General features: G+C 51.4%; 19 protein-coding genes and 3 tRNA genes. 6 read left to right on the top strand and 16 right to left on the bottom strand.

The annotated features are described in order from the left end of the window. Positions 1–27 precede the first annotated feature (27 nt). The 4 genes from clpX to C812_RS02405 all read right to left on the bottom strand — a co-directional run bounded on the left by clpX (position 28) and on the right by C812_RS02405 (position 4,714). Entirely contained in the window at positions 28–1,284 is a 1,257-nt protein-coding gene (gene clpX, locus C812_RS02420) for an ATP-dependent protease ATP-binding subunit ClpX (protein ID WP_009225148.1), read from the bottom strand. A 12-nt stretch (positions 1,285–1,296) separates the two neighbouring features. Further along, positions 1,297–1,887, bottom strand: a complete 591-nt coding sequence (gene clpP, locus C812_RS02415) for an ATP-dependent Clp endopeptidase proteolytic subunit ClpP (RefSeq protein WP_016311099.1) — start codon at positions 1,885–1,887, stop codon at positions 1,297–1,299. Between the two features lie 254 nt (positions 1,888–2,141). Continuing rightward, positions 2,142–3,563, bottom strand: coding sequence for a trigger factor (gene tig, locus C812_RS02410; RefSeq protein WP_016311098.1), 1,422 nt, complete (start codon positions 3,561–3,563; stop codon positions 2,142–2,144). Between the two features lie 254 nt (positions 3,564–3,817). Further along, positions 3,818–4,714, bottom strand: coding sequence for a hypothetical protein (locus C812_RS02405; protein ID WP_016311097.1), 897 nt, complete (start codon positions 4,712–4,714; stop codon positions 3,818–3,820). A 349-nt stretch (positions 4,715–5,063) separates the two neighbouring features. Here C812_RS02405 and C812_RS02400 point away from each other — a divergent pair. Next, positions 5,064–5,137 (top strand) — tRNA-Arg (locus tag C812_RS02400). Between the two features lie 843 nt (positions 5,138–5,980). Here the strand turns inward: C812_RS02400 and C812_RS02395 are convergent. The 9 genes from C812_RS02395 to C812_RS02355 all read right to left on the bottom strand — a co-directional run bounded on the left by C812_RS02395 (position 5,981) and on the right by C812_RS02355 (position 14,795). Next, the gene (locus C812_RS02395) at positions 5,981–6,415 is read right to left on the bottom strand and encodes a DUF1801 domain-containing protein (RefSeq protein WP_016311096.1); all 435 of its coding nucleotides are present in this window, start codon (positions 6,413–6,415) and stop codon (positions 5,981–5,983) included. 78 nt (positions 6,416–6,493) lie between these two features. After that, the gene (locus C812_RS02390) at positions 6,494–7,318 is read right to left on the bottom strand and encodes an alpha/beta fold hydrolase (RefSeq protein WP_036624553.1); all 825 of its coding nucleotides are present in this window, start codon (positions 7,316–7,318) and stop codon (positions 6,494–6,496) included. A gap of 78 nt (positions 7,319–7,396) precedes the next feature. Beyond that, positions 7,397–7,693: a GNAT family N-acetyltransferase gene (locus C812_RS02385; protein ID WP_051134892.1), complete on the bottom strand. Its 297-nt coding sequence runs from the start codon at positions 7,691–7,693 to the stop codon at positions 7,397–7,399. Positions 7,694–7,990: 297 nt separating this feature from the next. Further along, positions 7,991–8,941 (bottom strand): L-lactate dehydrogenase, encoded by a 951-nt coding sequence (locus tag C812_RS02380; RefSeq protein ID WP_016311093.1) that lies wholly within the window; start codon positions 8,939–8,941, stop codon positions 7,991–7,993. A gap of 134 nt (positions 8,942–9,075) precedes the next feature. After that, on the bottom strand, positions 9,076–9,975 hold the full coding sequence (gene nikC / locus C812_RS02375) for a nickel transporter permease (protein WP_016311092.1): 900 nt from the start codon (positions 9,973–9,975) through the stop codon (positions 9,076–9,078). 12 nt (positions 9,976–9,987) lie between these two features. Next, a complete protein-coding gene (locus tag C812_RS02370; protein ID WP_028539365.1) occupies positions 9,988–10,992 on the bottom strand; it encodes an ABC transporter permease in 1,005 nt (334 codons plus the stop codon). Between the two features lie 39 nt (positions 10,993–11,031). Continuing rightward, the gene (locus tag C812_RS02365; protein ID WP_016311090.1) at positions 11,032–12,696 is read right to left on the bottom strand and encodes an ABC transporter substrate-binding protein; all 1,665 of its coding nucleotides are present in this window, start codon (positions 12,694–12,696) and stop codon (positions 11,032–11,034) included. 111 nt (positions 12,697–12,807) lie between these two features. After that, on the bottom strand, positions 12,808–13,809 hold the full coding sequence (locus C812_RS02360) for an ABC transporter ATP-binding protein (RefSeq protein ID WP_016311089.1): 1,002 nt from the start codon (positions 13,807–13,809) through the stop codon (positions 12,808–12,810). Further along, complete coding sequence (locus C812_RS02355; protein ID WP_016311088.1) at positions 13,806–14,795, bottom strand: ABC transporter ATP-binding protein; 990 nt, start codon at positions 14,793–14,795, stop codon at positions 13,806–13,808. Before C812_RS02355 ends, C812_RS02360 begins: the two co-directional genes overlap by 4 nt. A 524-nt stretch (positions 14,796–15,319) precedes the next feature. Between C812_RS02355 and C812_RS02350 the strand changes: the two genes are divergently transcribed. From C812_RS02350 to C812_RS02335, 4 genes are all read left to right on the top strand, one after another. After that, positions 15,320–15,901 carry a thioredoxin family protein gene (locus tag C812_RS02350; RefSeq protein WP_016311087.1) on the top strand — a complete coding sequence of 194 codons (582 nt, stop codon included), beginning with the start codon at positions 15,320–15,322 and terminating at the stop codon, positions 15,899–15,901. Between the two features lie 4 nt (positions 15,902–15,905). Further along, positions 15,906–16,406 carry a glutathione peroxidase gene (locus C812_RS02345; protein ID WP_028539360.1) on the top strand — a complete coding sequence of 167 codons (501 nt, stop codon included), beginning with the start codon at positions 15,906–15,908 and terminating at the stop codon, positions 16,404–16,406. Positions 16,407–16,528: 122 nt separating this feature from the next. Beyond that, entirely contained in the window at positions 16,529–16,909 is a 381-nt protein-coding gene (locus C812_RS02340) for a PilZ domain-containing protein (RefSeq protein WP_016311085.1), read from the top strand. Between the two features lie 80 nt (positions 16,910–16,989). Then, positions 16,990–17,063: transfer RNA gene (locus tag C812_RS02335), tRNA-Gly, on the top strand. Between the two features lie 518 nt (positions 17,064–17,581). Here the strand turns inward: C812_RS02335 and C812_RS02330 are convergent. From C812_RS02330 to C812_RS02320, 3 genes are all read right to left on the bottom strand, one after another. Then, positions 17,582–17,655, bottom strand: a tRNA-Arg gene (locus tag C812_RS02330). Positions 17,656–17,745: 90 nt separating this feature from the next. Continuing rightward, positions 17,746–18,096, bottom strand: coding sequence for a hypothetical protein (locus C812_RS02325; RefSeq protein ID WP_016311084.1), 351 nt, complete (start codon positions 18,094–18,096; stop codon positions 17,746–17,748). 35 nt (positions 18,097–18,131) lie between these two features. Continuing rightward, on the bottom strand, positions 18,132–18,446 hold the full coding sequence (locus C812_RS02320; protein WP_016311083.1) for a hypothetical protein: 315 nt from the start codon (positions 18,444–18,446) through the stop codon (positions 18,132–18,134). Positions 18,447–18,616: 170 nt separating this feature from the next. On the opposite strand from C812_RS02320, the gene asnB reads away from it, so the two are divergent. Beyond that, positions 18,617–20,461, top strand: a complete 1,845-nt coding sequence (gene asnB / locus C812_RS02315; protein ID WP_016311082.1) for an asparagine synthase (glutamine-hydrolyzing) — start codon at positions 18,617–18,619, stop codon at positions 20,459–20,461. Positions 20,462–20,542: the final 81 nt, after the last annotated feature.

Below are 20,542 nucleotides of genomic sequence, written 5' to 3'. Positions count from 1 at the left end.
ATTTTAGCGCACCCGGCGGTTGTCCGCTTACGCGCTTTCTTCTTGTTTCTTGTTCGGCTTGGAAGCCAATTCCGGCACCGTCTTCTCCAAAACGACCTTCTCGGTGATCACGCAATCCGTAATATCGTCACGGGACGGCACTTCGTACATCACGTCAAGCATAATGCCCTCAATGATGGCGCGAAGTCCGCGGGCTCCGGTATTCCGCTTGATCGCTTCCCGAGCGATCGCTTCCAGCGCCTTCGGTTCAAACTGCAGGTTCACGTTGTCCAGCTCCAGCAGCTTCTGGTATTGCTTCACCAAAGCGTTCTTCGGCTCAGACAAAATGCGCACCAGCGTCTTCTCATCCAGCGGCTCGAGGGTCGAGATGACCGGCAGACGGCCTACGAATTCCGGAATCAATCCGAATTTCAGCAGGTCCTCCGGCAATACCATCGACAGGTATTCGCCCGGTTTGAGCTCTTTTTGCCCGTCGTTCGCCGCGTTAAACCCGATAACCTTCTTACCAATCCGACGCTTGATCATTTGCTCCAGGCCGTCAAACGCCCCGCCGCAGATGAACAAAATGTTCGTCGTATCGATTTGGATAAATTCTTGATGCGGATGTTTGCGTCCGCCTTGCGGAGGAACGGAAGCCACCGTACCTTCCAAAATTTTCAACAGCGCTTGCTGCACGCCTTCGCCAGAGACGTCACGGGTAATCGAAGGATTCTCCGATTTACGCGCCACTTTATCGATCTCGTCGATGTAAATGATGCCGCGTTCCGCTTTTTCCACGTCATAATCGGCAGCTTGAATCAGTTTCAGCAGAATGTTCTCTACGTCTTCACCGACATAGCCGGCTTCCGTTAAGGAAGTCGCATCGGCGATCGCAAATGGAACGTTCAAGATTTTGGCCATTGTTTGGGCAAGGAGTGTTTTCCCCGAACCGGTAGGGCCTAACAGCAGGATGTTACTCTTCTGCAGTTCAACATCCTCGATCTTGTTCTGCGTATTGATCCGCTTGTAGTGATTATACACTGCAACGGACAGCGATTTCTTCGCTTGTTCCTGACCGATGACGTACTGGTCCAAAATATCGCGGATTTCCTTTGGCTTCGGAATTTCCTTCAGATCCAGCTCTTCCTCATGGCCAAGTTCCTCCTCCACGATTTCCGTGCACAGTTCAATGCATTCGTCGCATATATAAACGCCGGGTCCGGCAACCAGCTTGCGTACTTGTTCTTGCGATTTGCCGCAGAACGAGCATTTAAGTTGGCCTTTTTCATCGTTAAACTTAAACATGTAAACACCCCTTTATAGATTAGTGGGCTTGGAGATCACCTGATCGATAATCCCATAGGCCTTAGCCTCTTCCGCGCTCATGAAGAAGTCGCGGTCTGTATCGCGCTCGATTTTTTCAAGGGGTTGACCCGTCCGCTCTACATAAATCTGATTCAGCTTTTGCTTCGTCTTGATGATCCAGTCGGCATGAATTTTAATATCCGTAGCCTGACCGCGAACGCCGCCAAGCGGTTGGTGAATCATCACTTCGCTGTTCGGAAGCGCATAACGTTTGCCAGGGGCCCCTGCTGTTAGCAGCAATGATCCCATGCTGGCCGCCATCCCAACACAGATGGTGGACACATCGGGCTTGATATATTGCATCGTATCATATATACCCATCCCCGCGGTAACAGAACCCCCCGGAGAATTGATGTACAGGTGAATATCTTTCTCAGGATCTTCAGCTGCCAAGAACAACAGTTGGGCAATCACGAGATTGGCAACTTCATCATCAATTGCGTTGCTGAGAAAAATAATGCGATCTTTAAGGAGTCTCGAATAGATGTCGTACGACCGTTCTCCTCGATTCGTTTGTTCTACGACCATAGGTACCAGACTCATGCGACCAACCTCTTTTCCTTTTCAATTTCCCTTGCGCTTACGTAAAACATTCTATCATGTTCGAAGCCCCGTGTCATTTTTCGCCCAGTACAGTTTATGTTCGTTTTTACACATTATATAACCTTAGGCTTGTCCCGTGCGCGATGGAAATAAATGTATCATCTGAAGATGAAAAATTAAGGCACGCATTTAATCATACGTGCCCTAACTTTTATCATGATGTATACAAAGAAGCGGGATCTGGCTGGAGTGAATTATTCCTCGCCTTGGGCTTCTTCGGCTTCAGTTTTGTCAGCGTCTGCTTTCGCTTCAGCTTTGGTCGACTTCTTCGTCGTTTTCTTTGCAGCTGGCTTCGTTTCTTTGGTTTTTGCTTCCGCTTGTTCAGCCGGAACTTCCTTGCTGTTATCCACCAAGAACTGAACTGTCTTGCGGATCAGGATTTCCTCATTCAAGCTGCCCAAAGAACCGTTCGCTGCCAAGATGTTGCGAATTTCTTCCGGCGTACGCTTGTAAGCTTCCGCCATATCGTTCAGCTCTTTGTTGATTTCGTCTTGAGTAACTTCAATCTTCTCGGCTTTTGCGATAGCTTCCAGCACCAGGTTGTTGCGAACGCGTTTCTCAGCGTCCCCTTGCATTTGTGCTCTGAGGTCGTCCACCGATTGACCGGAGAAGCCCAGGAACATATCCAAGTTCATACCTTGTGCGCGCAGACGGTTGTCGAAGTCGCGAACCATGTTCTCAACTTCGCCTTTGATCATCGCTTCCGGAATTTCAACTTCCGCATTCTCGCCGACTTTATCAACGATAGCCCCTTCGCGGGCTGCTTTAGCTTCTTGCTCTTTGCGAGCTGCCAGCTGTTTCTTCAGATCTTCTTTGAACTCGTCCAACGTATCAAATTCGCTAACGTCTTTCGCGAACTCGTCGTCCAGTTCAGGCAGTTGCTTGCGTTTGATTTCGTGAACTTTGACTTTGAACACGGCTTCTTTGCCAGCCAGATCTTCTGCATGGTACGTGTCCGGGAAAGTTACCGTAACGTCCTTGAAGTCGCCGGTAGCCATGCCTACAACTTGATCCTCGAAACCTGGGATAAAGGTGTTGCTTCCAAGCTCCAAGGAATAGCGTTCCGCTTTGCCGCCTTCGAAAGGCACGCCATCTACGGAACCGTCAAAGTCGATCACAACGGTGTCGCCGTTCTTCGCTGGCTCTTCGTCGATGACAACGAGCTCAGCATGGCGTTGTTGCAGACGCTCCAACTCGTTGTTCAGCTCTTCTTCGCTGACTTCAACGTTAACAGCAGGAACTTCTACGCCTTTGTAGTCGCCAAGCTTCACTTCAGGTTTAACCGTGATTTTTGCTTTGAACTTGAAAGGTTGTCCTTTTGCAAATTGCTCGATGTCCACTTCAGGACGATCTACCGGGAAAATGTCCGTTTGATCAACCGCTTCCGTGTACACTTCAGGCAACAAGATGTCGATAGCATCTTGATACAAGCTTTCCACGCCAAAACGTGCTTCGAAGATCGGCCGAGGCACTTTACCTTTACGGAAACCAGGTACGCTTACTTTCTTAACAACCTTTTGGAAAGCTTTATCCAGTGCGGCGGCTACGCGTTCCGCCTCCACCTCAACCTCGAGGACACCGAGGTTCTTCTCTATTTTTTCCCAAGTTGCTTTCATTTTATGCCTTCCCCTCCAAATTTCACATATACTTTAAATACTGAAACCGAATCGCGACTAAAGCAGCTATGTTCAAGGTGTCTTGCTCTTGGGTTCCAGTATAGCTGTCTCTATGAACACGATCAGAATAACCATTATATTATAAACAACAATACATCTTTTTACAAGAGCCGAGCCACAGCCAGGTATTGGGCAAATCGGATTCTATTGTGCAAGGTTGATAGAGTGATCTACTCCTACACTCCACCCGGTGGTTACATGCCGTGGATTCGTCCCGAGGCGACGAATTTGCCAATCGTTCGGCAAACTTGCTCATATCGCAGCCGCATTCCATCGGTAATGCCGTACATGGCGCGAATCTCCTCATCCGTTTGGCTGCCGGACAAGCTATCTGCCACCATCTGATGCAGCGCTGCCGCCCAAATATCGATGATCGCATCTTCCTCAACCAAGAGCGAGCGGTAATCCGCCGTACCATATAATACCATGACGAACTGTGACCATAATTCCTGAGCGAAATAGTAAAGGGTCGGATCATGCACCTGTGTCTGGTCGCCTACGCGATCCAATACCATTTGTACGGCCGGCGGAAAATCGTCAGGCTTGAGCGGAACGGCTTCAATCTCGACTTCCACCCGCTCCCCTCCGCGCATGATTACCAGGGTCCCCGTCGTTCCGCGGCGGCGCAGCGTTTGCAGTACCCGATATTGAAGCAGCGGATGCATCTCCTCCCGGCTGATCCAGCCAATCAGCGCGTCATCGATCTCGGGGCGATCCAGGTAGGCAAGCTGTTCCAGGGCAAGCAACGTCTGCTCCGAGAGCGGCTTGTCCCTCACGGCAGCCAACAGCTTGTCCGTATAACCCGCATCTTTGGCCAGCTTAGCCTCCGCGAGCCGGCGAGCGAGCATTTCCTCGGTTTCCTCGTCTTCCTCGATGCGTTGTAGTTCTGAAGCCTCCGAAATGCCGTCTTTCAGCGCAGGAAATGCGCCGGTCAGCCAGTCCAATAAAGCTCGCCATTCCTCATAATGCTTCGGATCCTCTCCTTGGCATTGCAGCAAAAATTGCAGGAGCTCTACCGCCTCCCCATATCTTTCGGTTTCCAGCATACGGGTCAGTTCGACCTGGTAATAGTCCAACGTTTTGGGAAACAAGACAATGTTGTCTTTCTCATCGGGTCGTGAACTGCTGATAAGGGTACCTCCTTTCTCCTCCGAATCACAATTAATTGAGATTATAGCACAGTCCCCTGCGAAGGCAAAAATCTTGGACAAATGGTCTGGGTGGAACTGGGATAGAGGGGAGATTTGAGCAGGGGGTGTGTGGTGGTTTTAGTGGTGATTTGGGCGGGGGGTGAGCGGGAATAGTTCGGCGAGATCGCCCTGGTTATGTGCGGTGTGTCACCAGTCCATCTGAAGAAGGTTAATTTTTCGTTGTAAGTTATTGCCCATCAACCTGACATATGATATAATTTTTTTTGCTTGTGTTTTTCATATTTGAGATGTCCCAGTAGCTCAGCTGGATAGAGCAACGGCCTTCTAAGCCGTCGGTCGGGGGTTCGAATCCCTCCTGGGACGTGGGATAAGAGCACCCGTAGAGGTGCTCTTTTTTATAGTCCCAGGTTGGGTGAGAACCCCAGATGGGGGTTCGTCGGAGCGAAATCGCCCACGTAAGTGGGGCGGGGGAGCGGAGTCTCGAGCGGCGCGAGAGTACCCTGACGGGGACGTGAGATAAGAGCACCCGTAGAGGTGCTCTTTTTTTATAGTCCCAGTTTGGGTGAGAACCCCGATGGGGGTTCGTCGGAGCGAAATCGCCCACGTAAGTGGGGCGGGGGAGCGGAGTCTCGAGCGGCGCGTTAGAACAGGATACAGAAGTAGCCGAATTTTACTCGAAATTTCATATATAATTAGACAGAAACGGCCGAAATCATGAATTCTACTCGATTTTTCATATACATTTTGGCCTCTAGGCCACTAAAGGTCCAAATAAGCATGAAATTTCATATATAATTGCCCAAAAGTGCCACCTCCCAGTAAAATCTACTCGATTTTTCGAGTATATCCAACCGACGACTCGGATGAAGAGTCAATAAAGGGGACTGGTAAACCATCACGAACATGACGGACATCACGGCGGGCGGGGGCAAGGCGAGAGGTCTGATAACCAGTCGATTCCACGACCTATGACCGCGGTAAGGCAGATACCTAATAGCCAGTCGATTCACACCTCATGACCATGGATAAGGCAGATGCCTGTTAACCAGCCGACTCACGACTCATGACCGCGGTAAATCAGATGCCTAATGACGACCAATCGCGGCAGATAACCAACGGGCAAGGCAAACGACAGGTAAAGGCAGACGACGTCTCTGACGACCGCCCCCTTACCGCTTCCAACATAAAAAAAGAGCCGCTTACCAGCTAGCTCTTCTCCTCATCATTCGGATACAATTTCCGCAGGTGCTCGACCGACTGGCGGATCAACTTGCGCAGTACGTCCACATCGATGTCGGCGACTTTATTAATGTAGACACACCCTTTGCCTTGGGTATGCTTGCCTAAGGACTCCAGCAAAGCGTCTCGCTCAGGATCATTCGAGGCAAGATACAGGCTGATCTTCGCCTTCCGAGGCGAGAAGCCCACCAACGGCGCATCCCCTTCGTGGCCGGAGGCGTATTTGTAATGGTAGGAGCCAAAGCCGATGATGCTGGAACCCCACATTTTGGCCGGGTAGCCCGTGGTCTCCGTAAAAATGTCCAGCAATCGGTAGGCATCCTCCCGCTTCTTCGCATCGGCTACCCCTTCAATGAACTCGATGACGCTGTTGTCGTTCTCTTTGGTCTTCAGCTCGTACACTTAGAACCCTCCCTCTAACATCTCATCACCCGGCAACACCCGCCAATTCAAGTCTCACCACAAGCCTGTCTCATTTCATCATTCCTTATCCCTAGCTTCCTCCACTCGATCCAGCCACTCGTTCATCAGCGCGTTAAACATGTTCTCCTGCTCAATCTGCAGGTTATGCCCAGCCCGGTCTACGACCGCAAACGTCCCCCGTGGATACTGATCTAATAAGCGAAGTGCATCCGCATATCCCACTGACGTATCCTGACGGCCAAGCAGGAATAACGAAGGGGCGTCAAACGTCTCTTGATCGATCGAAAAAGAAAACCCATACCGCGCCCGAATCTTGTCCAAAAAAGCGGAATCTGCCACTCGACAGCCGGGAACGATCTCCTTCGCATATCTCTCCCAAGTGTGTCGATCAATAACCGCGCTCATCGAGCGGAAGTCCTCATACTCCTCGGGAGACAGATCATTACTCAGCGCCGGATCCTCGTAAATCACCGTATGGTCCGGCAGCTCCCGTTGAGCCAGATCCGGTACGATCAAGGGACAAATAAACGCCGCTCCCTCAACTCGCTCGGAACGACGGGCGATGATCCCTCTCGTTAAGTACCCGCCGTAAGACTCTCCAACTACCGCAAAACACGACTCCGGCACCAAAGCATCAATTAACTCCAGCACCGCATCCAGCATTTCGTCCGTACTTTCAATCCCCGCGTAATTCTTCGACTGTCCCATGCCCGGCAAATCAAGATAAATTCTTCTCCAGCCCGCGCGGTTCTCAAATATCGGTTCCATGCAGCCGCTCATCAGACGATGGTCGGGCGTAAATCCATGAATCAGCACGATCGGCCGCCCGGAGCCCATCTCCTCATAATAAAGTTCTGCTTGGCTGGCTTTAAAATAAGGCATCCGCAACACTCCTTCGAACATGATGCCCTCATCATAATGCGAATATATGTTCTTGTCCAGACCTAAATTGACCACGCCTTATTCAGATTGAGCCTGATCTCCCATCCATCTCATATACACCCTGGCATTAAACCCCGCTTGCTTCCGAAACCAGCGCTGCGGCTTCCGCCGAAACTCGACATATCCCAGTCGCTCATACAAGCGAACCGCAGCAGTGTTGGTATCCACTACCTCCAAAATATAATCGTCATAGCCCAAACGAGAGATCAGCTCATGGTTCAGTTGGCTGGCGACCCCACGCCCTCGTGCTTGCTTAGCCGTAGCAACCGCCTCGAAATAACACTGTCCCTCCGCCAAGTGCAGCGGTTTTTCCAACTCCCGACGGACCAGAAAATAACAAAAATCTCCGCCGCCTGCGCGGCCTCTCGATCCCCGAGCTCCGCCAAATTACGAATCACGAAATCACTCATATCACCGTTCCTCCCTTCTTTTCTCTACTATCTCTACTATATAAAAAGGTGAAATAGACACAGAACAGTCCTCAGCCGGATTCCCCATCCTCCCCGCGACTTAATCACAGCATCACTGCCTCTCCAGGAAAATAAAAAGAGCATCCGTTCCCCAATGAACGGATGCTCTGTTAAACCGCCAACCGACGGCAGCTTAACCTGACTAGAGTTGAAGACTCGCAATCGCCGCCTTCAAAATGCCGCAGGAATGCGCAAATTTCTGCTGTTCCTCCCAAGTCAAGTTCAGCTCCAGCAATTCCTCGATTCCGCCATCACCGATAATGGCAGGCACACCGCAGCAAACCCCGGTTTGGCCATATTCCCCTTCCAACACAGCGGAAACGGCGATGATTTTGTGTTCATCGTTTAGGATGGATCTCACGATATAAGCCAGCGCGTTTCCAATCCCAAACTGCGTATTGCCCTTGCGGGTAAAAATCTCCCATCCCGCATCTTTTGTTTTTTGCGCGATTTCGTCCAGCTTGACGTGGCGGAACCGCTCCTTATGCTGCTCCAAAATATGCAGTAGCGGCTTCCCGCCGATCGTGACATGCGACCAGGCCACAAACTGCGAATCCCCGTGCTCTCCCATCGCATACCCGTTTACACTGCGTGGATCAACAGCAAAGACCTCCGACAGCAACGTTTTGAGCCGAGCCGAATCGATGGAAGTCCCGGTGCCAATCACCCGGTTCCGCGGGAACCCCGACACCTCGCGCACGATATATGTCACGATATCCACCGGATTCGCGGCGACGACAAACACGCCGTCAAATCCTCCTTCTACGATGCGGCTGACGATATCCCGCGTAATCTTCTCCGCCTCGCCCAGCACATCCAATCGCGTTTGCCCCGGCTTCGGATTCGCCCCTGCCGTCAGCACAACCACATCCATATCGCGGCAGTCCTCCAGCCGGCCAGCATATACCTTCGTACGGGTTTGCGTAAAGTCCATGCAATGCGACAAATCGAGCGCATGTGCCACCGCACGATCATACGTCCGGTCGATCATCATAATCTCATCGCAGATCGATTGATTAATCATCGAATAAGCGCAAGCCGTACCGACCAGGCCGGAACCAACGATCGTCACCTTTCTCGCTTTTTTGGCCATTCTGCCGCCTCCCTCTCCTATCCATTCTCTTGATCCGATGCCTAAATTATAACCGCAAACCTGTTGACCCGTATATTAGGTACAACACACAAAAAAACTGCCGGAAAACCTCCCGGCAGTTCATAACGATAGATTTAACTTTTCATCCGCGGGTCAAGCGCATCACGCAAACCATCGCCCATCAGGTTGAAGGCAAGTACCGTCAGCATGATCGATATCCCCGGGAAAACTACAGTCCACGGAGCGGTGGCGATAAATTGACGCGAGTCAGACAGCATCTTGCCCCATTCCGGTGTAGGCGGCTGAGCGCCTAAACCTAGGAAGCCCAACGCAGCCGCTTCGATAATCGCCGTAGCGATCCCCAGCGTACCCTGTACAATGATTGGCGTCAAGCTGTTTGGCAGGATGTGCCGCAGCAAAATCGCGCTGTTTTTCATCCCAATTGCCCGTGCTGCAGTGATATACTCTTCATTCTTCAAGCTAAGCACCTTCGCCCGCACCAGCCGCCCATACGTCGGGATGTTGACGATGGCGATAGCCAGCAACGCATTTTGCAGCGACGGACCTAGAATGGCCACAATCGCGATCGCCAGCAAAATGCTTGGGAACGCCAGCAAAATATCGAACAGGCGCGAAATCACCATATCGATCCATTTGCCATAGAACCCGGCCAGAATACCAAGGATCGTCCCCAGAATGATCGATCCCACCACGGAGAATGTCCCTACCCATAGGGAGATTCGAGCCCCGTACAATACGCGGGTGAACAGGTCACGCCCCAGATCGTCCGTCCCAAACCAATGGGACGAAGACGGTGGTTTTAAGCGGTCGCGCAGGACCTGCTTATCGAATTCATAAGGAGCAATCACCGGGGCCAGGATCGCGATCAGAATGAAAAACACAATCATGATCAGGCCGGCCATGGCGATTTTATTTTTGCGGAACGCTTTCCACGCATCGCGCCAAGGTCCGGAAACCTTCTCGGCCGGGACGGCGGTGCTGGTGTTTGTGCTTGCTGTAGTTGCCTCTGCCATGGTTTCCCTCCTTTACCGGTAACGGATGCGTGGATCGACCGCTGCGTACAGCAAATCCACGATCAGATTGATAATGACGAAAATAAATGCGATAACCAGAATGCCCGATTGAATGACTGGATAGTCACGCGAGCTAATCGCTTCGTAAATATACCGTCCCACACCTGGCCATGCGAAGATCGTTTCGGTCAAGACCGCACCGCCAAGCAATGCGCCAGTTTGCAGACCAATGACCGTCAGCACGGGGATAAAAGCATTTTTCAAGGCGTGTTTATAGATGACGATAAATTGCGACAACCCTTTGGCCTTGGCCGTACGAACGAAATCGGAATTCATAACTTCCAGCATACTCGACCGCGTCATCCGAGCGATAACCGCCATCGGAATTGTCCCCAGCGCAATACTTGGCAAAATCAAATGTCTACATACTGTCCACAGCTGATCCCATCGGCCCGCGATGATACTGTCAATCACATACAGATTCGTGACCGCTTCAACCGGGTCGCGTTGATTCATCCGCCCGATGGAAGGCAGCCAATGCAATTTGAGCGAGAAGATCCACTGCTCCATCAGTCCGAGCCAGAAGATCGGCATCGATACCCCGATCAGTGCGATTAACATACAGATGTAATCGAACCACGAATTCTGCTTCCAGGCACTGATGATGCCGGCATTCACGCCAAAGAAGATCGCAAAGGCCATCGCCGCCACGGTTAATTCCGCCGTAGCCGCTAGATAGGGGGTGATCTCCTGGGCAATCGGCACTCTCGTGCGGATCGATTGCCCCAGGTCACCTTTTAACAAATCTCCCATGTAAGAGAAATACTGCTGATACCACGGATTGTTCAGGCCCAGTTGCTCGCGGAGCGCTTCCTTGGATTGCTCCGTGGCCTTCTGCCCTAGAATCGTTTCCGCAGGATCACCGGGAATCGCATGGATAATGGAAAATACGATAATCGTCATGCCGACTAGGACAGGAACCATGATGAGTATTCTCTTCAAAATATAAGCTTTCAAGATGAGGTTCACCTGCCAGAGGCGTTAAGATCCCGCCTGTTATTCGAAATAGATGTTGCTGTAGTATTCCGTACCTGTCGGCGCCGGAACGTATCCTTTCAGATTCGCTTTTGCAGCCAGCAGCGGCGTTGTATGCACAAGCGGAATCCACGGTGCGTCGGCTTTAATGATTTCTTGCGCTTGTTTGTAAAGTTCTTCACGTTTCGATTGATCGGTTTCGATTTGTGCAGCGACTAACAACTCATGCAGCTCATCACTCGAATAGTACGTGTAGTTGTTGGACGGAATGGCGTCTTTGTCCAGCAGTGTGTACAGGAAGTTGTCTGGGTCCCCGTTGTCACCGGTCCAACCAAGCATGAACAGATCGTCTTTTTCACCGGCTTGCGCATCGTCGAGATAAACGGCCCATTCCGGAGATTCGATTTTCACTTTTACGCCAACTTCTTCAAAGTTTTGCTGAATAACTTCGGCGACCTTCTTGCCATCTGGCATGTAAGGACGGGATACCGGCATGGCATAGAAGACATATTCGCCTGGCAGACCGTTCGGATAACCTGCTTCAGCCAGCAACGCTTTGGCTTTCTCTGGATCATACTCATAATCAGCAATGCTATCGTTGTAGCCCCACAGGGACGGCGGCATCGGGTTCTTCGCCGGTTCTGCTTGGCCTGCGAAGAAGGCATCAATGATCGCTTGCTTATCTACAGCATAGTTCAGCGCTTGTCTTACTTTCACGTTGTTAAACGGTTCTTTCTTCAGGTTGAAGCCGACATAACCAACGTTGTTGGAAGGACGCTCGATTTTTTGCAGATCCGGGTTCGCTTCCAGGGTTGCCAGATCGTCTGGGCTCAAGTCTTCCATCAAATCGATTTCACCGCTTTGCAACGCGTTGAAACGTGCCGAGTTATCTGGAATGGAGCGAACGATGACTTTGTTCAGCTTCGGAAGTCCTTCTTTCCAGTAGTTCGGGTTCTTCTCTAACGTAATCGAGTCGTTGCGTTTCCACTCTTTGAACACGAATGGACCTGTACCCACCGGCTCGTTCTTGAAGTTTTCTTTCTTCTCTTTAATAGCCGTTGGGCTGGCGATCCCGAAGGATGTCATAGCCAGGTTTTGCAAGAACGGAGCTTGCGGTTGGTTCAGCGTAAACTCAACCGTGTTCTCGTCAACCGCTTGGACTTCCTTGATCACGCGTTTGCCGTCCGGGCCAAACATGGAATCATAGTAGTCAAAGGAGTCGCCTTCAAATTTGTATTCGCTGTTTGGATCAGACCAACGGGTGAAGTTGAATACAACCGCATCCGCATTAAAATCCGTACCGTCATGGAACTTCACGCCTTGACGCAGCTTGAAAGTGTAAGTCAAACCGTCCTCAGATACGGTCCAGTCCTCAGCCAACGAGCCTTGAACTTCGGTAGTTCCTTCTTTGTACTCGAGCAAGGAATCAAAAACTTGGTGTGCGATTTTCAAAGATTCGCCGTCGGTTACAATCGCTGGGTCCAGCGAAGCGGAATCCCCGCCGCGGCCTACGACCAACGTGTCTTGAGCGGAACCCGTCGGAGTGGTTGCCTCCGTATTCGCACCCGTATTCGTTCCGCCGGAATTGCTGCCACCGGCATTGTTGCTGCCTCCGCACCCCGTCAATGCGATGGCGGCGCTCAGCATTGTAACAAGAACAACACTACTCCATCTCTTTGCTTTCATTTTGTGGCTCCCTTCTGAATCTCAATATATAATTTCTTGTTTATAAAAAGCCGGGCATAAAACCCAGACTATAAACCTTAATAACGATCAAAACAACGATAACTGCGAACCTTAGGCCAAACTCGCGCTTCCGGTGTTCTTCGCTTCGGTATACAGATGACAAGCCGTCAAATGGCCCGCATCCGTCTCAGCTAACTCAGGACGGTGCGTCCGGCAAACGTCCATCGCCATCGGACACCGCGTATGGAACGCGCATCCAATCGGTGCATTAGCCGGGCTCGGCACTTCCCCTTGCAGAATAATCCGCTCGGTCTTCTTGTCGGGATCCGGCTGCGGAACAGCGGAGAGCAACGCCTGGGTGTACGGATGCTGAGGCGACGAGTACAACTTGTTTTTGTCAGCAATCTCAACGATCCTACCGAGGTACATGACCGCCACCCGGTCGCAAATATGCTTCACGACACTTAAATCGTGGGCGATAAAAATGTACGTCAACCCGAATTCCTCTTGCAGATCCTGAAGCAGGTTCACCACCTGAGACTGGATCGACACGTCCAGTGCGGAAACCGGCTCGTCGGCCACAATCAGCTTGGGTTGCAGCGACAACGCCCGGGCGATCCCGATCCGCTGCCGCTGACCGCCGGAAAATTGGTGCGGATACCGCTGCAGATGGCTTTGCGTCAGACCAACGACATCGATCAAGCGGTCGATCATCTGTTTACGTTCCTTGGCATTACCCGCACCGTGAACGATCAGCGGTTCCTCCAGAATCCGCTGCACCGTGTGGCGCGGATCCAACGAGGAGAAAGGATCCTGGAACACAATTTGCATATCCTTGCGTTTCCGGCGCAGCGCCTCTGGCGACAACGCCGTGATGTCCTCTCCTTCAAAAATCACCTTGCCTCCGGTTGGTTCAATCAACCGGAGCAGGGAACGGCCAGTGGTAGATTTACCACAGCCGCTTTCCCCGACGAGTCCAAACGTTTCTCCCCGGTGCACGGTAAATGAGATGTCATCGACCGCTTTAACGAATTGCTGGGACTTGCCAAACCATCCGCCCCCGAGAGGGTAGTATTTTTTTAGATGTTCAACTTGCAGTAAGGGTTCACTCATACAACTTCCTCCTGTGGCGTTTCGTGGAGCCAGCACCGGCAGCTATGCGCCGTTTCGTATTCTTTCAGCTCAGGCAGCTGCTCCGAACAAATCGGCATCGCATGGGAACAGCGTTCGGCAAAGCGACAGCCTTTCATCTGGGTGTTCAGGATCGGCACGTTGCCTGGAATGGAGAACAGACGCTTGCGGTCCTCGTCCATGCGCGGCACGGACTTGATCAACCCTTGGGTGTAGGGGTGCAGCGGATTTTTAAAAATATCCCGCACCGGCCCTTCCTCCACCACTTTGCCGGCGTACATCACAGCTACTCGGTGACACATCTCAGCAACAACCCCAAGGTCATGCGTGATCATCATGACGGCCGTACCGTTCTCCTCATTCAAACGCCGAATCAAATCAAGGATTTGGGCCTGGATGGTCACGTCAAGCGCTGTAGTAGGTTCGTCGGCGATCAGCAACTCCGGATTACAGGAGATCGCCATCGCGATCATCACCCGTTGCCTCATCCCGCCGGAGAGCTGATGCGGATATTCATCGATGATGGCCTCCGGTCGAGGAATGCCGACTTTTTTCAGCATGTCGATGGTATGTTCCCGCGCTTGCTTTTTGTTGAGCCCCCGGTGCAGCCGAACCGTCTCTCCGATTTGCTGGCCGACAGTAAACAGCGGATTCAGCGACGTCATCGGTTCCTGGAATATCATAGAAATTGAGTTTCCACGAATGGCTCTCATTTCCCGCTCTTTCATCGGAACGATGTCCTTCCCCTTAAACTCGATCGACCCTCCGGTAATTTTGCCAGGCGGCTGAGGGATCAGCTTTAAGATCGATAAGGAGGTAACGCTTTTGCCGCAGCCCGATTCGCCAACGACACCAAGCACCTCGCCGGGATTCACATACAGGTTCACGCCGTCCACCGCAGGGATTTCGCCTCGGTCCGTAAAAAAGTGGGTATGCAAATCCTTAATCTGCAAAATGGGTTGAATCATGTTTACAGCCTCTTTTCCCGTGAAAATGGAATCTCGCAATTCGACAATGTCCACCAACAATAGACAAATGTACAATTCATCTGTCGCACTGTAATTTCCTAAAGCATTATGGTGTAACTTAGCCCCTCTTTCTCTAAGTTACGACACTCGACCTTCGAAATGTCTCTACAACGCGGACGAATGTACATCTTCGCTTCCGCACAGCAATCAAGTAAAGCAGAAGCCGATGCAGAAGGATTCAATGAGCGATATACGGTAAATCACATTTCTCTTTGCCGTAATTTCGCTAAAAGTGACGATTTATCGAACTATGGTCAATTGAAGTGTTAAGTTAACTGACATAAAAATATTTGTTTGTTTGATAAGCTACTTTACATCATTTTCACAAAATAGACAATAGAAAATTTCAAGGTGTCATATCTATGACAGCTATTTGGCAGGTCATTCTTAAAATTTGAGATGATCGAAACATTTAAGGTAGAATGGAAGTAACCGTTATCAAAATAGGTGAGAGGTGATGGTAAATGAGTTTCACGTTATCTTTGGGAAGTGCGGCTCCAAACTTTAATCTGCCGGCTACAGATGGCCAGACCTACTCTTTAGAATCTTTTGCTTCGGCCAAGGTGCTTGTCGTGTTTTTTACGTGCAATCACTGTCCTTATGTACTCGGCTCCGATGAAGTCACGCGGCAAACGGCGGAGAAGTATAAGGATCGGGGGGTCGTGTTCGTAGGAATTAACTCGAACAGCGAGAACACTCACCCGGAAGACTCCTTCGAGCACATGGTTAAACGGATGGAGCAGCATCGATTCCCTTGGGTGTATTTGCGAGACAAGGAACAGACGGCAGCGAAAGACTATGGGGCCCTGCGCACGCCGCATTTCTTCGTCTTTGATTCTGGCCGCAAGCTTGTCTATACGGGACGCGGCGTGGATAACCCACGTGACACGAGCAAAATGACGGTCAACGATCTGGATCGGGTGTTGGAGGAACTTACCGCTGGTTGCGAAATTTCAATTCCGTTAACCAATCCGATCGGCTGTAATGTGAAATGGGAAGGGCAGGATGCTCACTGGATGCCAGCGGACGCCTGCGATTTGGTGTAAGCTGATGAGCCGCCTATATGATTTTGAAGTCCGTACGATTACGGGGGAAACCACGACGCTCGCGCCATATCAGGGGCAGGTGTTGCTTATCGTTAATACCGCCAGTGCATGCGGGTTGACACCGCATTATGCGGGGCTCCAGCAACTGTACAGCAAGTACAAGGATCAAGGCTTCTCCGTGCTTGGGTTCCCATGCAATCAATTCGCCGAACAAGAGCCTGGAACGGAGGCGGAGATTAAAGCTTTCTGTGAAACGAATTATCAGGTCACCTTCCCGCTGTTCGCCAAAATCGACGTAAACGGTGAGAACGCCCACCCGTTATACCGTTATCTGCGGGAGCATACACCAGAACCTTACGATACAGGGGATATCGAATGGAACTTCGTGAAGTTCCTGGTTGGGCGAGACGGCGAGATCGTCAAGCGTTATTCGGCTCGCACCGAACCATCTGAGATTGAGCCGGACCTTCAAGCGTTGCTGTCTAGTACGGCAGCTGACCGTTAATGTTAAGGCCTGACGCCTAGATCACCAAAACCGCTGGCAGCTTCATGCTGCGGCGGTTTTTTGCTGTGCCTCTTAGAATAAAAACGGTGTTCTGATCGACAATTTTCGCTATAATTTTATTTATGATAAACACTAGAAGAACTGAGCCTTTTCGTTACTCTCTGAATCCGCCGATCGCCGCATCGCTCGAAATTGTGTCGATTGACGGGCAGGCGCTGCCCCTGAAACCGGCGCAGATCGAGCTTATCGATATCAGCAAATCCGGTTGCCGGGTCCGCACCGAATTGAATCTGCACGCATCCTCCCACGTGATACGTGTCCTATTGCATGTTCGCTTAAGCGATGAGAATCGCACTTTCTCCGGCGAAATCCGCTGGCAAAGAGAGCTGGAGCCCCCCAATCACCATTATGGGTTACATCTGGAGCTTAACGACGAGGAAAAGGAGGCTTTGAACGTCGAATTGAGGGGGATGGCTGCATCCCGAAGAATCATCGTAAAATAAATCGAACGTCCCACCAGTATTTTATGGCGGGGCTTGATTCTTGTTTGTGTTGGCGTTATAATATTTCTTACTTAGCTCTTGCGGGTGTAGTTCAATGGTAGAACGCCAGCTTCCCAAGCTTGAGGCGAGGGTTCGATTCCCTTCACCCGCTCCATAACCTTTTTTTCAATTTCTTGCCCTTTGATTAACAAAGGGTTTTTTTGATTTTATTGGGGAGATATGGTGGGTCCCGTGGCTAATATGTGCCTCCCCTAGTCCAGATTGAAATGAATTAACTGGAAATCTTACCGTTAATTTTTGGCTTTTTCTCATGGGCAAAGCACTAACGGGAAAATCTACCGTTAATTTTGCAGATGTCTTGCTCAGTGGCTGATTTGAACTGAAATAACAGTAGGAATTACCGCTAATTCTTCGGTTTTGCTCAAAAACGGCCAAAATAACGGTAGAAAATCCAGTTAGTGTGATAGGGCTTCTCGCCCGACCCGGTACATAACAAAAAGCACCCATATGGGTGCTTTTTTAGCACGTCCCCGTCAGGGTACTCTCGCGCCGCTCGAGTCTCCGCTTGTCCGCCCTGCTTGTGCAGGCGGTCCCGCTCCGACGAACCCCACCTGGGGTTCTCACCCTCCCGGAAACGTAAAAACACTCTCCGTTTTGGAGAGTGTTTCGTCACGTCCCAGGAGGGATTCGAACCCCCGACCGACGGCTTAGAAGGCCGTTGCTCTATCCAGCTGAGCTACTGGGACACATCGTTATAAAAAAGGATGCGTTAATTATTATAGCGCATCCTTTTTGTTTTTCAAAGCGTTTTTAGCATAAATTTGGCATCTCATTTGTCAGCGGGGCAACTGCTCCAATTGAGCAACGATCTGCTCCTTCGCGAGCAGGTTCTCCAGGAACTCCTTCCGCTGAACTTCCGGCTCCGGCCAGCCCTGATCGCCAAACTGCTCCTCCGCCACCTCGGAGAACGCCTGATGCAGATCGTTATCATACCAGTCGATCTCCAAGTCGGCATCGCTGCGAATCATTCGGATAATTTCATACCCTTTCCCGTCCGCAGCACGTGCCACATAGACAAAAAGCTCAGGGTCCCCCACCGCACCAGGATACACCTGGATCACAGCACAAGGCCGCCCTTGGTGCTCATCCATCCGCCGATATTCCGCATCCTTGATGTAATAGGTCACAGACGTCGCTCCTTTCTGGTGAACATCCAAACCAGCTACAGCTGCGCGGCAAAACCGGAGCGTTCCATCTGCGCCCGCGTCTCTGCCGTACCTAAACGGTAAATTTCACGATATAACGCGTTCAGATAGCTTTCGTAGCTGCGATTGACATCATCTTCCGGCGTATCCGGCCAAGGATAGGTAAACGCCATAAATCCGTTCTCCTCCTTCTCCCCCAAATGCTCGAGCATATGACTCAGGTGATCCGCCTCCTCCCGGGTGGCTTGAATCTCCCACTCGTACGCGGCAGCACCGGGATCTTCAAGTAGCGATCGCCCTTGTACCGAAACGTAATAAGTCCTTTTTTCCATAATTAACCCTCCTTCTTATGCCTTGCTCCAGCTCGCGATATACTGCCTCCACGCCATAGTTTTCCATAATGGACAGACATTTTATGCCCTCGTTCGGCATAATTTGTTAATACTTTTCACCCGGTCGGCAAGCGGGGACTGTAAAGCAATGCGGAGAGGAGATAGCAAAAATGTGCGGAATAACCGGCTTTATCGAATGGAACCGGGACCTGACGAAAGAATCGGACTTGGTGTTATCCATGACGTCCTGTCTGGAAAAACGGGGACCGGATGCCCAGGGAACTTGGATTTCCGGCCCGTGTGCCTTCGGACATCGTCGCCTCAGCGTCATGGACCCCGAGAACGGGGCACAGCCGATGATTATTCATGAGGAAGATGCGGTATTCACGATTGTATATAATGGGGAAATTTATAACGCACTGGAGCTGAAAGCTGAACTGCAGCGGAGAGGCCGAACGTTCCGAACCAACTGTGATACGGAGGTGTTGCTGCAATCGTATATCGAATGGGGACCGGATTGCGTCTACCGGCTGAATGGGATTTTTGCGTTTGCCATTTGGGACAGCGTTCGGGAGCATGTCTTTTTTGCCCGGGATCGCCTTGGCGTCAAACCGTTGTTCTACAGTGAAATTGACGGTACGTTGATCTTCGGTTCCGAGCCTAAAGCAATCTTACGCCATCCGAAGGTCGAGCCCGTCGTCGGGCCCGAAGGTCTTGCCGAAATTTTTGTCATCGGTCCAGCGAGAACGCCGGGCCATGGCGTGTACAAGGATCTAAAAGAACTGCGTCCAGGCCACGTCATGATCTACAACCGCAATGGACTGCGCAAATACGCTTACTGGAAGCTGGAAGCCGAGCCGCATACGGACAATGTGGAGGAAACGGCCGCAACGATTCGCCAGCTGCTGCAGGACACGATGGAGCGCCAGCTCATTTCCGACGTGCCGGTGTGCACCTTGCTGTCCGGCGGTCTGGACTCCAGCGCATTAACCGCACTGGCCGTCGATTATTACAAGCGGACCGGCCAAGGTCAAGTTAACACGTATTCGATCGATTATGTCGACAACGACAAGCATTTCCAAGCCCACAGCTATCAGCCTGGTGCGGACGGCCCGTGGATCCAGCGGATGGTCGAGGAACTGCAGACCGCCCATCACGCAATCAAGTTCGATACGCCTGAACTGGTTGCGGCGCTGCCCGACTCGACGATTGCCCGCGATTTGCCAGGCATGGCAGATGTGGACGCCTCATTGTTGCTTTTTTGCCGGGAGATCAAAAAAGGAGCCACCGTCGCCATCTCCGGCGAAGCCGCAGACGAAGTCTTTGGCGGTTATCCATGGTTCCACCGCGAGGAGCTCCTCAATTCAGGGACGTTTCCGTGGTCGGTGGCCACCGGGCTGCGCGCAGATCTGTTGTCACCGGAAATCCGCGAGTGGATCAAACCGGAACAGTACATCGCCGATCGTTACAGCGAAGCGGTCGCAGAGACACCGAAGCTGGAAGGGGAAAAAGGTGAGCGGGCTCGGATGCGCGTCATGTCGTACCTAAACATCACCCGGTTCATGCCAACGCTGCTGGACCGCAAAGATCGCATGAGTATGGCGGCAGGATTGGAGGTCCGCGTGCCTTATTGCGATCACCGTCTGGTGCAGTACGTCTGGAACATCCCATGGGAGATCAAAACGACCGGGAACCGGGAGAAAGGGATTTTGCGCAAAGCGCTGGAAGGCATTCTGCCTGAAGACGTTCTCTACCGCAAAAAAAGCCCGTATCCCAAAACGCATAATCCGAACTACCTGACGGCTGTCCGCGATCAAATGCTGAAGATTCTCGACGACCCGACCTCGCCGATCTTGCCGCTCATTAATGCGGACAAAATTCGTGCCATCGCCGCGTCCAAGGAATCGTCCTCTAACCTGCCTTGGTTCGGCCAGCTGATGAGCGGACCGCAGCTGTTTGCGTATCTGTCGCAGGTGAACTTCTGGCTGAGAACATATAACGTGAAAATCCGGTAATTGAAATGCGAAAAAGCAAGCCGGGAACCTCCCCAAGGTTCCTGACTTGCTTTTTGTGATGTCGCTTATGAGGGCTAAGCG

Source organism: Paenibacillus barengoltzii G22, from assembly GCF_000403375.2.
In the GTDB taxonomy this organism is placed as follows: domain Bacteria; phylum Bacillota; class Bacilli; order Paenibacillales; family Paenibacillaceae; genus Fontibacillus; species Fontibacillus barengoltzii.
The sequence above is the reverse complement of the archived record's forward strand: the minus strand, read 5'-3'. Positions and strand labels throughout refer to the sequence as shown.

Bases quoted from the DNA above. Each gene is read 5' to 3' on its own strand.
- clpX (WP_009225148.1), bottom strand. From the start codon at position 1,284: ATGTTTAAGTTTAACGATGAAAAAGGCCAACTTAAATGCTCGTTCTGC.
- clpP (WP_016311099.1), bottom strand. From the start codon at position 1,887: ATGAGTCTGGTACCTATGGTCGTAGAACAAACGAATCGAGGAGAACGG.
- tig (WP_016311098.1), bottom strand. From the start codon at position 3,563: ATGAAAGCAACTTGGGAAAAAATAGAGAAGAACCTCGGTGTCCTCGAG.
- C812_RS02390 (WP_036624553.1), bottom strand. From the start codon at position 7,318: ATGCCTTATTTTAAAGCCAGCCAAGCAGAACTTTATTATGAGGAGATG.
- C812_RS02380 (WP_016311093.1), bottom strand. From the start codon at position 8,941: ATGGCCAAAAAAGCGAGAAAGGTGACGATCGTTGGTTCCGGCCTGGTC.
- nikC (WP_016311092.1), bottom strand. From the start codon at position 9,975: ATGGCAGAGGCAACTACAGCAAGCACAAACACCAGCACCGCCGTCCCG.
- C812_RS02365 (WP_016311090.1), bottom strand. From the start codon at position 12,696: ATGAAAGCAAAGAGATGGAGTAGTGTTGTTCTTGTTACAATGCTGAGC.
- C812_RS02360 (WP_016311089.1), bottom strand. From the start codon at position 13,809: ATGAGTGAACCCTTACTGCAAGTTGAACATCTAAAAAAATACTACCCT.
- C812_RS02355 (WP_016311088.1), bottom strand. From the start codon at position 14,795: ATGATTCAACCCATTTTGCAGATTAAGGATTTGCATACCCACTTTTTT.
- C812_RS02350 (WP_016311087.1), top strand. From the start codon at position 15,320: ATGAGTTTCACGTTATCTTTGGGAAGTGCGGCTCCAAACTTTAATCTG.
- C812_RS02345 (WP_028539360.1), top strand. From the start codon at position 15,906: ATGAGCCGCCTATATGATTTTGAAGTCCGTACGATTACGGGGGAAACC.
- C812_RS02340 (WP_016311085.1), top strand. From the start codon at position 16,529: ATGATAAACACTAGAAGAACTGAGCCTTTTCGTTACTCTCTGAATCCG.
- C812_RS02320 (WP_016311083.1), bottom strand. From the start codon at position 18,446: ATGGAAAAAAGGACTTATTACGTTTCGGTACAAGGGCGATCGCTACTT.
- asnB (WP_016311082.1), top strand. From the start codon at position 18,617: ATGTGCGGAATAACCGGCTTTATCGAATGGAACCGGGACCTGACGAAA.